Genomic DNA, 12857 nt, shown 5'->3' with positions numbered 1-12857 from the left:
GATTAATCGTCGTGCCCGAAGGGATCTTCGTCTTCACCCGGCATCCAGGTGTAGCCCGGCTCGGTCCAGCCATTGCGCTTAATGGCCTTCTTGGCCTGGCGCTTGTAGCGGCCGATGAGGGTATCGGTATAGACGTAGCCATCGAGGTGGCCAGTTTCGTGCTGCAGGCAGCGGGCAAAAAAGCCGTAGCCCTCTACAGTGATGTCGTTGCCGTGCTCGTCCTTGCCGGTTACGCGCGCCCAATCGGCGCGGCCGGTGGGAAAGCCCTCGCCCGGCACGGACAGGCAGCCTTCGTCGTCGGAGCCGTCATCGGCAGGCATGGTTTCTGGAATCTCGGAGGTCTCCAGCACCGGGTTGATAACACAGCCCTTGCGCATGCCGGCCTTATCGGCGGGCAGCTCGGTGCCGTCTGGGCCTTCGGTATCGGGGCAGTGGTACACGAAGAGCCGCTTGCCGATGCCCACCTGGTTCGCAGCCAGGCCCACGCCGTGGGCGACCTCCATGGTCTCGTACATGTCCGCGATGAGCTGTTGCATCTCAGGGCTGGAAATCTCGGATTCTTCCACCGGCGTGGTGGGCTGATGAAGCACGGGGTCGCCGTGGATAACGATGGGGCGAATAGTCATGCTTTACAGTTTAGGCATGAACCCCTTGTCTGACCTAGACGCCGCCATCTTAGATTTTGAGGAAACCGCTCCGCGCAGCATTGGCCGCAAGGAAGAGGCCATTCGTGCGCAGCTGGATATCTCGCCGGTGCGCTATCACCAACGCCTCAACCTGCTTCTTGATGTCCCCGCTGCCGCCGAATCCCATCCCCTCTTGGTGGCCCGGCTAAAACGCCTGCGGGAGGAGCGCGAAAACACGCGGCGCGCCGCGCGGGGAAATACCCCACCGCGTTAGAACTAGCTACTAATGTTACTGAAGTGACTAAAGGGAATCCGGATAATCTATACGACCAGCAATTCGACGACGCCGCAGACGGTGCCGCCGCGGAGGATGCCGCCGCGACCGATTATGGCGATGCTTATTATGACGACGCCTACGAGGGCGCTTATGACGATGAGATAGGCGGCGAAAATGCTGCTGCCGCTGGCGCTGCAGGTGCCGGAGCGGGAGCCGCTGCGGCTGGAACTGGCGGTGGGGGAGGCGCCCACGCCAAGAAGGGCGGTTTACCGCTGCGCGGGCTCGCCATGGTGCTTATCGCCGTGGCCGTGATGCTCGGCCTGTGGGGCCTTTATGCCATGACTTCGGAGGATGATGACTCGACCGTCGCTTCCGATTCCGAGCAGTCGAAGTCAGACGGCTCCGCAAATGGCGGCCAAGAGGGCAATGGCGCGGGCGGTCCTGCCGCGGATGGCGCGCGCGGCGATGGCTCCCGCGACGGGGCTAATAACCAGCCGCCTCGCGAAGGCGAGGGCGATAACGCGCACCCGAACGGCGGTGCCGAGGGCGAGGCTAACCGCGATGCCGACGCGCGCGATCCGCACGAGGAAGGCCGCGCCGGGGATGAAGCCCGTGCCGGTGGCAACGATGCGCCGTCCGCTGCGCGCGACCGCAATGACATTAAGGTCAGCGTGCTCAATAACTCCGGTGAATCCGATAAGGCCAAGAACGAAGCCGATGTGTTGAAGGACGGCGGCTTCAAGGTGGGCTATGTGGGCAACCTGCCAGGCGACGTCCTGACCGTGCCCAAGACCACCGTCTTCTACCCAGAAGGCGATACCTCCGCGGAGTCCTTGGCTAAGGAAGTTGCCGCGCGCTACCAGGCGGAAATCAAGCCCATGAATAAGGACCTGCCCAAGGAAGCTACCGATGACGGCGCCGTTGTGGTCGCCCTCGCCGTCCCCCAGGCCTAAATAAAATTCATGGAATATTACCTGCCACCCGTTAAGCTGGACCAGTGAAGATTCCGGCAGAAGTATTCGCCCGTTCCCCCGAGCCCACGCTCGGGGTGGAATGGGAAGTCGCGCTCGTGGACCGCGACTCGCGCGATCTTGTCCCGCGCGGGGCTGAGCTTATTGATCTCGCCGCTGCCGCCCACCCAGATATTCACGTGGAAAAGGAATTCCTCCAGAATACGGTGGAACTAGTCACGGGCATTTGCACCACGGTGCCAGAAGCCATCGCGGAGCTAGAAACCTCGTTGGCTGCCGTGGAAGAAGCAGCTGCCAAGCTCGGCATCGATGTGTGGGCCTCTGGCGGGCACCCGTTTACGGATTTCCGGGAAAACCCGCTGTCAGATAAACCCAGCTATCAAGAGATCATCGCCCGCACCCAGTATTGGGGAAAGCAGATGCTGCTGTGGGGCACCCACGTCCATGTTGGCATCAGTCACGAGGATCGCGTCTGGCCCATCATCAATGCGCTGATGACGAAGTACCCCCACCTTTTGGCTATCTCTGCGTGCTCGCCCGGGTGGGAAGGCCTCGATACGGGCTACGCCTCCAACCGCACGATGCTCTATCAACAGCTGCCTACCGCTGGCATGCCGTATCAATTCTTCACGTGGGACGAGTGGCAGTCCTATATGCGGGATCAGGCCATCTCCGGGGTTATCAATCACACCGGCTCGATGCACTTTGATATCCGCCCAGCCTCGAAGTGGGGCACCGTGGAGGTCCGCGTATCCGACGCCACCTCGAACCTGCGGGAGCTATCCGCCGTCGTCGCTCTCACGCACTGCTTGGTCGTGTACTATGACCGCATGATTGATGCGGGCGAGGAACTACCCGTCTTGCAGCCGTGGCACGTGGCGGAAAATAAGTGGCGCGGTGCGCGCTACGGCATGGATGCCCTCGTTATTACCTCGCGCGATACGGACGAGGCTTGGGTCAAAGATGAATTGGCCCAGATGATAGAAGAACTCACGCCCTTAGCCCGCGAGTTGGGCTGCGCGGAAGAGCTGGCCTTGGTGCACGAAATCATCGATGGCGGCGCCGGATACGAACGCCAACGCCGCCTTTTTCAAGAAACCGGCAGCTGGCGCGATGTCGTCGAAGAAACCTGCCGCGAGCTCCACACCTTCCGGCCGGTGCGCTAATTAGCTAACCGATCACCGACTAGGCGTGTGCTCAGTGATCGCACGCCTAGAGCCACACCGGAAGTAGCTGGGCGCGGCCGGCGCAGGGTGCGCAGATTGCTGCCGCGCCCCGCTGCTGCGTACCGCTTAGTCGTTATCTAGGGCGTGGCGGCCGCCGGGGGACGGGGGAACCGGAATATCGGTATAGCCCTCGGTGGAGGGAAACTCGCGGGTCTCAGGGTTAAATACTGGGAACTCTGCGGTTTCGTCGGTAGTGGCAGAACCCCGTGCGGTAGCGCCAGACGCGTGAGCTCCGGCTGTCTGAGTGCGTTGCGGCTGGGCGTGCTGGGGCTGCTGGGCGCGGTGCTGTTGGGCGTGCTGCGGCTGAGCAGCACGCTGTGCCGCGTGCCGGCCGCCGCGGGCGTCTTCCTCGCTGGGCTGGGTGCCGGGGATAAATCCCCAGAGGGCATAAAAGGCGATGTAGAGGATGCCGGAGGCGGTGAAAAGGAGCATGGCCCAGGGCTGGAAGTCCAACTGGTTCAAAGAGCGGTTGGAGCCTTCGAGCCAGAAGGCTGCGGAGACAAAGGGCAGCAGTACGACGCACATGGCCGCGAAGGAAATGAGTGCTGCTACTTGCGCACCGATGACGCCGTGCAGGCGCTTGCCCAGTGCCTGGTTGACGGAGATGAGGACAACGATGGCCAGCGGGAAGACCCAGACCCAGTGGTGGTACCAGGAAAAGGGAGAGACCAAGCACGCGCAAATGCCGGCAAGGGACATGGCGGCGGAGTTATTCTTGTGCTTCATCGCGGTGCGCAGGGCCAGGCAGGTCAGGACGAAGACCACCGCGACGGCGGCAAGCCACATCCAGCCGCCGTCGATGCCCCACGCGCGGACCATGAGCGAGCGGATTGACTGCGCGCCCGGGTTGGTGTGTTCACCCACGCGGGAGGAATTGAAGATGGCATCGGTCCAGAACACCCCGGCATCCGGAATGGTGACGAAACCAATCGCAACGGTCACCGCGAAGGTAAGGACGGAGATGACCGCCTGCCACCAGCGCTTCTGGAATAGGAGTACCAAGCCCATAAAGGCCGGGGTGAGCTTCAAGCCTGCGGCGAGGCCGATGCCAATTCCGGGCAGGGCCCTCTTTTTTGGAATGACGTCGAGGGCGACCAAGAACATCAAAAAGACGTTGATCTGGCCGTAGAACAAGGTGCCGTACATCGGCTCTACAGCCGGGGCGCACAGCACCAGTAGGATGGCAACAACCCAGGTCAAGGGCGAAAGTTTAAGGCCGCGCTCGTGGAAGACCATGAGGATGACGGCCAATAACGCAAGGATGGTGCCGCCTTGCCAGAGGATGATAAGGGGGTCATCGGCAAGCGAGGAAATCCACTTGAATAGCGTGCCGGCAAAGGGAGGGTAGGTAAAAGGCAGGTTGCCAATGTAGGCGTTGTCGTAGAGGTTGGCGCCATCGGCAACCTCGCCGCCGGCGAGCCAGTAAATCTTCAGATCCAACGGCACGCGCCAGATGAAGGCATTGGGGCCGTCGTATTGGCTATAGCGGGAGATGCTGAAAATAAAGAAGGCAACCAATAGAGCGGCCAGAGTAGGCAGTCCGTAGAGCTTTTTCACGGTTAAAGGTGCCTCCTATTTGCGGCGCAGCGAACGGCCGGCGGGGCGGTCATTGCGCGACATCGATTCCTCGGAACCATACAGGCCTTCACGGCGTGCAATGCGTGAGGTGCGCTGCGCGGTTACAGGGCTGGTAAACATCGCAAACAGTACCAGCAAAATAAGCATACCCAAATCACCACGCTCGGCCATGCTGAAAGATTCCGCGCCAGTAATGCGGATGAACGCACCCATGATGGTGAGGATGAGCCCGGTGGTCTGCGGCTTGCTCACGGCATGCACGCGGGACATCGTGTCCTTAAAGCGGGCTAGGCCAATGGCGGCGGCGAGGATGAGCAGGCTGCCGCTGATGACGAGGATGAGCGAGAGGATATCGGCGATTAGAGACCAACTCATTGGTTATCCCTCTTCCTAAACCTGGTAACAGACACGGTGGAGATGAAACCGAGCAGCGCGATGACCAGCATGGCCGAGACCACGGAGGTATCAAGTGACCAGCACATGTAGGTCGCCAGCGCGCATTGGAACATGGCGGTAAAACCGTCCATGCCCACCAGCCGGTCGAGGGAGTTGGGCCCGGTGATAATGCGCCAGACGGTGATTAATACGGAGATCCACAGCAGGAATGCGGGAACCAGCAGGATGGCGTGATAGATCTGCGGATCCATTATGGGTGGCTCCTTTCAAAGATCTCGATCATGGAAGATTCTAGGCGGGATACGGCATCGATTTCGCGCTGGATCTGCGCCTCATCCCGGGCATCCAGGATGTGGATGGTGATCATGCGATTGGCGATGTCAATGTCTGTCACCGTTCCTCCCGGCTGCAGGTTGTACAGTGTCACCGCGAGGGAGAGGATGAACTCATTTTCCAGGCGCATCGGCAATTCCAGGATGGCGGTTTTAGGCAGCGGCTGCGGCCGGGAGGCCAGCCAGCCCACCTTGAGGGAGGCATAAAACAGCTCCCAGAACCAGCGCAGCATGTAGCGGAAGAATTTGCCCCACGCGACCTCGACGCCGGCAATGGGCATCGCCGGCAGTGGCAGGGCAAAGACGATGACCAGGGCGACGAGGAGGCCGCCGACGACATTGCCCACCGTGATTTCGCCCATGAGCATGCACCACATGACCGTGATCCAGACGGTAAACCACGGCCGGAAGCGGTAGCGCAGACCGGCAAAGCGGCTCTTAGTCATCGCGGGCCTCCTTCTTTAGTGGGGTAGGGCTTTCTGATGCCCCCGTCTTCGCCGGTGCCTTCGAGCTTGGCGTCTCCGAGCTCGCAGTCTCCTTGGCGGCGGATTCCGGATCGTGGGCCGGGCCGGGGTCCGGCAGCAGGTGGCTGCGCTCCTTGTAGGAGTCCGCGCCGCCTTCGTAGCGCTCCTTTTGGTCAAGGTGCCGGGTGGGGTTATCGGCGTTTTCGCCCAATACGGCGTATTGATAAATGGAGGTATCCTGCGCGGATTCGGCCGCGCGGGAGGTGACACCGGAAATCGGGCCGGCCAGGAAGGTGATCGAGGTCGAGGCAATGACCAGCAGTGCGGTGGCACCCACCATGCCGAACGGCACGCGGCCGACATCCTGGCGGGAGGAGAACTCGACCTCATCGGTGATATCGGAAAGCGGGGCGGGGCGGGCCAGGGCGACGTTGCCTTCGGGGGCATCGGCGCGATCGCGTTGGAAGCCCTTGGCCCACACCAGCATCATGACGTACAGGGTCAGCAGCGAGGTCACTAGCGCGCCGCCGATAAGCACCCACGCCAGCCAGGAGCCTTCGTTGGCGCCCGCCTGAATGAGGATGATCTTGCCCAGGAAGCCAGAGAATGGCGGCACGCCGCCCAGGTTGATGGCCGGGATGAAATACAGCACGGCGATAAGCGGGGCGGAATACATCAGCGAACCCAGGCGCCGCAGCGAGGAGGTACCGGCCTGGCGCTCGATGAGGCCGACGACCAAGAAGAGCGCGGTCTGCACCAAAATGTGGTGGATGGCGTAGAAAATGGCGCCGGATAGCCCCTGGGCGGTACCCAAGGAGACGCCGAAGATCATATAGCCGATGTGGCTGACCAGGGTAAAGGACAGTAGACGCTTAATATCGGTCTGCGCGATGGCGCCCAAGATGCCCACCAGCATGGTGGCCAGCGCCACCCACATCAGCACGGTATCGAGCCCACCATTGGTAAAAATGGACGTGCGCGCGCGGATGATCGCATATACACCGACCTTGGTGAGCAGACCGGCGAATACGGCCGTGACCAGCGAAGGCGCGGTGGGGTAGGAGTCCGGCAGCCAGGCGGCCAGCGGCACCACCGCGGCCTTGATGCCAAAGGCCACGAGCAAGGTGGCGAAGATGGCGGTGCGGGTGCCCTCCGGGATGTCCTGCATGCGCTGGCCAATCTGCGCCATGTTCATGGTGCCGACGGAGGCATAGACATACGCTAGCGCCAGCAAGAAGATCATGGATGAGGCCATCGAGACCATCACATAACCCACGCCGGCGCGCACGCGGCCTGCCGATGCCCCCAAGGTCAACAGCACGTACGAGGCGACGAGGAAGACCTCGAAGCCGACGTAGAGGTTAAAGAGGTCGCCGGCCAAGAACGAGATATTCACGCCCATGGTCAGCAACATGTAGGTGGGCAAAAAGACCGCGACCGGTTCGTCCTTGGTGCCATCGCGCACACCCTGGGAAATGGCGTACCAGATGACGGAGAACAGCACCACAGACGAGGTAAAGAGGATCATCGTGGAGAGTCGATCCGCCACCAAGGTAATGCCCACCGGCGCATCCCAGCCGCCTATTTGCAGGGTCTGTATGCCATGGAAATCCACTATTATGATCAGGCTCGCGTTCACCGCAGCCGTAATCAGCAGGGAGAAAAAGGCGATCTGGCGCTGCACATTAGGCATGCGGGCAAACAGCAGCGAGAGAGCCGCGGCCACGGCCGGGATGATGACGGGCAGCGGAATGAGGGCACCGACGTACGGGTACATCGCCTCGGCCGCCTGGTGGAATGGCTCAGTCATCTTCGGCTCCCTTCACCGGCTCCTCGAAGGATTCGGGGCCGAAATTATCGCCTTCCTTAGTAGCGCGCCCGGTGGCGGGGTCATTGGAGGCATCATGATCCGCGCTCGCTGCGGCGTTGCCAGGCTTGGAGGCCTTGGCGGCAATCGCGGTATCTTCGGCGTCATCTTCAATGACGTCGGCGGTGCGGTAGCGGTACTGGCGGTAGGCCAAGGTGAGAATAAAGGCCGTCAGCGCCATGGAAATGACGATGGCGGTAAGGATCATCGCTTGGGTAAGAGGATCCGCAATATCGCTGCCATAAGGCTGGGCCTCGCGGCCATCGATGGGCGGCGAGCCCGCCGGGCCACCGGCCTGCAGCATAAAGAGGTTGGCGCCATTGCCCAGCAAAAGCAGCCCGAGCATCATCTTGGTCATGGCGCGGTCGAGCAAGAGGTAGATGCCCGCAGAAACCATTACTCCGGCGGCGAGCAGGAGGAAGAGGTTGGCTTGCATTTATTTCTCCTTTCCTGCGTTGTCCTCGGAACCTGTGCCGGAGGAGCTCGTTGCGGCTGGTATCTTTTCTTTTTTCTTCTCTTGTTTTTGCGCCCGTTGGGCCTTTTGCTTGGTGCTGCGCTCCCGGTTCTTCCGCGCCAGCGAGCGGGCGCGGTCGCGGGCGCGTTGCTTACGCATCTCTTCTTCCTCATCCAGCTTGGCGCCGAGCGAGCTGAGCACGTAGAGCGTGAGCCCCACGACGATGAGGTAGACGCCCAAGTCAAAGACCAGCGCCGAAGGCAGCGAGACCGCGCCGATAAGAGGGATCTCGGGCGAGGTATATCCGCTGGTAAGCGGTGGGTGGCCAAAGAACATCGGCACCACCACCGCCAAGGCAGAGAGGGAGAGGCCAGCGCCCATGGTGCGCCCGGCATCGATGGGCAGGGCCTCATCGAGCTCCGCGCGGCCACCGGCCAGGTAGCGCAGGATGAGCGCGAGTGCGGCCACAAGGCCACCGGCGAAGCCGCCGCCTGGCGCGTTGTGCCCGGCAAAGAAGAAATAGAAGGACAGCGCCATCATGGAGGGGAAGAGCACGCGGGTGGAGACATCGATCATCAGCGAGCGGTTGAGCGCCTGCTCTGATTCCGAGCCCGCGGCCAGCCAGCGCCGGCCCGTGACCTGCAGGGTAGGCCGGCGGCTATCCCTAGAGAAGGATTGGGTGCGATAAATCAGGGAGGCCACGCCGAGCGCGGCGATGATAATCACCGTGATCTCGCCAAAGGTATCCCAGGCGCGCAGGTCCACCAGCAAGACGTTGACGGCATTGGCGCCGTGGCCAATCTCCTTGGCCAGCTCCGGCATGTACTGCGAGATGGGCTCGGCAGACCGCGCGTTGATGGCAAACATGGCCACAATGGTGACGGTCAGGCCGGTGCCAACGGAGAGCCAGGCGCGCAGGCGGCCCATCTTCGGGTCCTGCTTCCACTCGGTAGACGCCGGGATGCGCCGCAGCACCAGCATGAATAGAACCATGATGATGGTTTCTGTCAGCAGCTGGGTCAGCGCCAAGTCCGGGGCACCGTGGATGGCAAAGACGAAGGACAAGGAATAACCGGTAATGCCGACGATGATGACGGCAGACAAGCGGTTATCGGTCACCGTGGCCGCAATGGCGGCCACCATCATGATGATGGCGGCGACGACCTGCCAGGGGTTTTCTGCAACCACCATGCGGATATCCGTGAGATCACCGGTAATCAGCATGGTCAGCGGCAGCACCATCAGGGTGGCGAAGATGACAGTCAGGTTGAGCTGCAGCGAACCGCGCTGGGTCACGGCCGTGGTGCGCAGGGAGAGCTTGCGCAGGGTGGAGATGACCTTGTCGTAGACGGCGTCGGCATCGCCAAGCGCGGGGTACGCAAACTGCCATTGCTCCAGGACCTGGCGGCGCCAGTGCACGATGATTCCGGCCACGATGATGATGGCGGAGACGCCCAAGGTCACCGACCACCCGTGCCAGAGGGCCAGGCCGTGGTGCTCTCCTGCCCCAAAGGTGGAATCGAGGTGCTGATCGATGGCCGCCGAAAGCGCCTGCGGCGCGAGGCCAAGCGCGATGGTCAGCGCGGTGAGCACGGCCGGAGCAAGCCACAGGCCCACGTTGACCTTGTGCATCGTGGCCACGGCCGCAGAAACGCCGTCCTTATCGTCCGGGAGGTTCTTGGAGGCAAAGGCGCCCCACAAAAAGCGCAGGGCATAGGCCATGGTGAGGATGGAACCTGCCACATAGGCCACCAGGATCATATTGCGCGGCATGCCAATGAGCAGTCCTTCGTGCATGGTGGATTCCAGCACGGCCTCCTTGGACACAAAACCAAAGAGCGGGGGAACGCCTGCCATGGATAGGGCGGAGATTAGGGCGATGCCGTAGAGGAAGGGCTGCCTGCGGCCGAGGCCGGATAGCTTCGTAATATCGCGCGTGCCTGAGCAGTGATCGATGGCGCCGACCACCATGAACAGTGCGGCCTTAAAGAGCGAGTGGGCAAAGGTCAGCGCCAAGCCCGCCTGCATGGCCTCCCGGGAGCCAACCGCCACGATGGAGGTAATAAAGCCCAGCTGGGAGACCGTGCCATAGGCCAAAATCAGCTTGAGGTCCTTTTGTTTCAGCGCCATCCAGCCGCCGAGCAGCATGGTAAAGACGCCTAAGGAAATGACCACGAGGTGCCAGGTGGCAACCTCGTACATATCCGGTGCCAGGCGCGCGACCAGGTAGATTCCGGCCTTGACCATGGCCGCGGAGTGCAGATATGCCGAGACCGGCGTTGGCGCTGCCATCGCGCCCGGCAGCCAGAAGTGCGCCGGCACGATGGCGGACTTGGTCAGCGCGCCGACCAAGATGAGCACGATGGCGACGGTGACGTATGGGGTTTGGGGGAAGTGATCGTAGGCGTGGATTTCACTAAACGTCCACGCCCCGGTCTGTCGGCCGAGCAGGCAGATACCCATCAGCATGGACAGGCCACCCAAGACGGTGACCATCAGAGCCTGCTGCGCGGCGCGGCGCGAGGAGGCGCGCTCGGCATAGTAGCTGACCAACAGGTACGACAAGAGGGAGGTAATTTCCCAGAAGACGTACATAAGCAGCAGGCTATCGGAGGCCACCAGCCCAAACATGGCGGTGGCAAAGCCCACCATTTGGCCGGCGAACATGGCAAGGCGGCGGCGCGTGGAATCGAAATAACCCCAGCAGTACAGCAGGACCAACGCGCCCATGCCCAGGATAATGAGGCTAAACAGCCCGCCTAGGGCATCCATGCGCAGATCCACGGCGAGGTGCGCGGCCGGCATCCACTCGATGGTGTAATTCAGCGTGCCGCCGTCGCGGAAGGTACCCCGGGCAAAGTGCGCGAGGGTCCACACGAAACCGACACCGGGAACTATTGCCAATAAACCAAAGGCTGGGCGGCCCACATTCATAATGAGCAGCGGTGCAACCACGGTGGCAACGATGAGGGCACCCAGAAGTATTAGCACGTTGGAATCTGCGCTCCTTAGGTTGTGTCAAGTTCTCAGACCCTCGGTGCCGTGGGGCGTGGCGATATGCGCCGGGAGCATATACACACCAAAACAGTTCGCACTCGGCCGAGTACGAACTGTCCCACTTGTGCAAGTAGCGTGGCCGGAAACGGGGTCAACTCGTCAAAAGTTTACCGGTTTTTCCACAACTTCGAAAGATTACTTTTCGTGCACAGTATTATATGCCGCCGTTGCGCGCTTTTTAAGCGTAGCGCTGCAAGAAAAGAGCCTCCGCGGCGGCGACGTGCTCGATCTCGGTGGGATCGACGGACTCATTGGCGGAGTGGATGGTGCACTTGGGCTCCTCCACGCCGTAGAGGGCGATTTCCGCGTTGGGGTGTGCCTCCTGCAGCTCGGTGGTCAGCGGGATAGATCCGCCCATGCCTTGCGCTGCGGTGTCCTTGCCATAGGCCTCGGAGAGGCACTGGCCCAACAGTGCCACGGCGGGCTTTTCCGGGTCGGTGGAGAAACCGGCATTGGCCTCCACGACCTCAGCCTTGACGTGCGCGCCCCACGGGGCGTGGTTCTTCACGTGCTCGCAGACGGCCTCGCCAATGGCGCGGGCATCGGTGCCGGCCGGAACGCGCAGGTTCAGCTTGGCGGCCGCGGTAGCGGGCACGGCGTTGACGGCCTCAGCCACCGGGGTAGAGGTAAAGCCGGTCACGGAAATGGCCGGGCGGGACCACACCATGTCTGCCACTGGGGTAGCACCCTCTGGGTCCTTGGAGCCCATGATCTCGGTGCCCTCGAGCAGCTGCGCATCGCCACGGAAGGCCTCGGCCGGGTATTCCTGGCCCTGCCAGTGGGCGCTGGTATCCACGCCATCGATGGTGGTGCGGCCGTATTCATCCGTCAGCGAATCCAGCGTACGCATCAGCGCCTTCACCGCATCCGGGGCCGCGCCGCCGAATTGGCCGGAGTGCACCGGCGCGGCCAGGGTATTGACCTCGACCTCAATCTGCGCGCCGCCGCGCAGGGAGGTGGTCAAGGTGGGCTGGCCCACCGCGGCATTGCCGGCATCTGCAATCAGGATGGCATCGGCAGCGAAAAGTTCCGGGCGGTCCTTGATGAGCTGGGACAGGCCCTCGCCGCCGCGCTCCTCGGAGCCTTCGATGAGGTACTTCAGGTTCACCTTGGTGCCGCCATTGGCCTCCAGTGCGCGCAGGGCCGCCAGGTGCATGGCTACATTGCCCTTGCAGTCTGCCGCGCCGCGGCCGTACCAGCGGGTGGTGCCCTCGGCATCGGCGCGCTCGGTCAGGGTGAAGGGATCGGATTCCCAGGCTGCGCGGTCTCCTGCGGGCACGACATCGTAGTGCGAGTACAACAGGACGGTCTTGGCGCCTTCTTCACCCTTGCGCTCGCCCAGAATGGCGGTGGAACCATCCGCGGTGGTGATGGTTTCTACCGTTGCCCCGGCTTCTTCCAGCGCGGCCTTCACCCACTGGCTCGCGCCCTGGGCCTGGTCCTCCAAGCCTGACTCATTGTGCACGGAGTTGAATCCAACGAGCTCGCTGAGCTGGCGGAAGATGGTGCCACGGTCGCTGCGTATGCTGTCAATTATATCTGTCATGCAATCCACGGTACCTTGAGCGCTTACACCGCAAGACAGATCCGCACGACATTTCCTTTGCAT

At 62.1% G+C, this 12857-nt stretch carries 12 protein-coding genes; 3 read left to right on the top strand and 9 right to left on the bottom strand.

Translation table 11 applies throughout. From position 1 onward, the window contains the following. Nucleotides 1-2: 2 nt before the first annotated feature. The gene (locus ACLI1O_RS10445) at nucleotides 3-626 is read right to left on the bottom strand and encodes a peptide deformylase (RefSeq protein ID WP_239268507.1); all 624 of its coding nucleotides are present in this window, start codon (nucleotides 624-626) and stop codon (nucleotides 3-5) included. Here ACLI1O_RS10445 and ACLI1O_RS10440 point away from each other — a divergent pair. From ACLI1O_RS10440 to ACLI1O_RS10430, 3 genes are read left to right on the top strand one after another with little or no spacing between them, the layout of a single operon-like run. Continuing rightward, a complete protein-coding gene (locus tag ACLI1O_RS10440; protein WP_239268504.1) occupies nucleotides 625-900 on the top strand; it encodes a DUF3263 domain-containing protein in 276 nt (91 codons plus the stop codon). The two genes, ACLI1O_RS10445 and ACLI1O_RS10440, sit on opposite strands and share 2 nt — an antisense overlap. Nucleotides 901-923: 23 nt before the next feature. Further along, on the top strand, nucleotides 924-1856 hold the full coding sequence (locus ACLI1O_RS10435) for a LytR C-terminal domain-containing protein (RefSeq protein WP_239268502.1): 933 nt from the start codon (nucleotides 924-926) through the stop codon (nucleotides 1854-1856). Nucleotides 1857-1900: 44 nt separating this feature from the next. Continuing rightward, nucleotides 1901-3040 (top strand): glutamate--cysteine ligase, encoded by a 1140-nt coding sequence (locus ACLI1O_RS10430; RefSeq protein ID WP_239268499.1) that lies wholly within the window; start codon nucleotides 1901-1903, stop codon nucleotides 3038-3040. Nucleotides 3041-3166: 126 nt separating this feature from the next. Here the strand turns inward: ACLI1O_RS10430 and ACLI1O_RS10425 are convergent, their stop codons facing one another. The 8 genes from ACLI1O_RS10425 to ACLI1O_RS10390 form a co-directional block, all read right to left on the bottom strand. Next, the gene (locus ACLI1O_RS10425; protein ID WP_239268496.1) at nucleotides 3167-4657 is read right to left on the bottom strand and encodes a glycosyltransferase 87 family protein; all 1491 of its coding nucleotides are present in this window, start codon (nucleotides 4655-4657) and stop codon (nucleotides 3167-3169) included. 15 nt (nucleotides 4658-4672) lie between these two features. Beyond that, the gene (locus ACLI1O_RS10420) at nucleotides 4673-5053 is read right to left on the bottom strand and encodes a monovalent cation/H(+) antiporter subunit G (protein WP_005279458.1); all 381 of its coding nucleotides are present in this window, start codon (nucleotides 5051-5053) and stop codon (nucleotides 4673-4675) included. After that, a complete protein-coding gene (locus tag ACLI1O_RS10415) occupies nucleotides 5050-5325 on the bottom strand; it encodes a monovalent cation/H+ antiporter complex subunit F (protein WP_239268494.1) in 276 nt (91 codons plus the stop codon). Before ACLI1O_RS10415 ends, ACLI1O_RS10420 begins: the two co-directional genes overlap by 4 nt. Then, a complete protein-coding gene (locus ACLI1O_RS10410) occupies nucleotides 5325-5852 on the bottom strand; it encodes a Na+/H+ antiporter subunit E (protein WP_239268492.1) in 528 nt (175 codons plus the stop codon). The genes ACLI1O_RS10415 and ACLI1O_RS10410 overlap by 1 nt, the downstream gene beginning before the upstream one ends. Beyond that, on the bottom strand, nucleotides 5845-7680 hold the full coding sequence (locus ACLI1O_RS10405) for a Na+/H+ antiporter subunit D (RefSeq protein WP_239268490.1): 1836 nt from the start codon (nucleotides 7678-7680) through the stop codon (nucleotides 5845-5847). The genes ACLI1O_RS10410 and ACLI1O_RS10405 overlap by 8 nt, the downstream gene beginning before the upstream one ends. Beyond that, the gene (locus ACLI1O_RS10400; RefSeq protein WP_023024001.1) at nucleotides 7673-8173 is read right to left on the bottom strand and encodes a Na(+)/H(+) antiporter subunit C; all 501 of its coding nucleotides are present in this window, start codon (nucleotides 8171-8173) and stop codon (nucleotides 7673-7675) included. The genes ACLI1O_RS10405 and ACLI1O_RS10400 overlap by 8 nt, the downstream gene beginning before the upstream one ends. Then, nucleotides 8174-11182: a Na+/H+ antiporter subunit A gene (locus ACLI1O_RS10395; protein WP_239268487.1), complete on the bottom strand. Its 3009-nt coding sequence runs from the start codon at nucleotides 11180-11182 to the stop codon at nucleotides 8174-8176. It abuts the gene before it with no gap. Between the two features lie 244 nt (nucleotides 11183-11426). Beyond that, nucleotides 11427-12794 carry a dipeptidase gene (locus ACLI1O_RS10390; protein ID WP_239268485.1) on the bottom strand — a complete coding sequence of 456 codons (1368 nt, stop codon included), beginning with the start codon at nucleotides 12792-12794 and terminating at the stop codon, nucleotides 11427-11429. Nucleotides 12795-12857: the final 63 nt, after the last annotated feature.

Source organism: Corynebacterium sp. LaCa78 (assembly GCF_046717505.1).
Lineage (GTDB): Bacteria > Actinomycetota > Actinomycetes > Mycobacteriales > Mycobacteriaceae > Corynebacterium.
The sequence above is the reverse complement of the archived record's forward strand: the minus strand, read 5'-3'. Positions and strand labels throughout refer to the sequence as shown.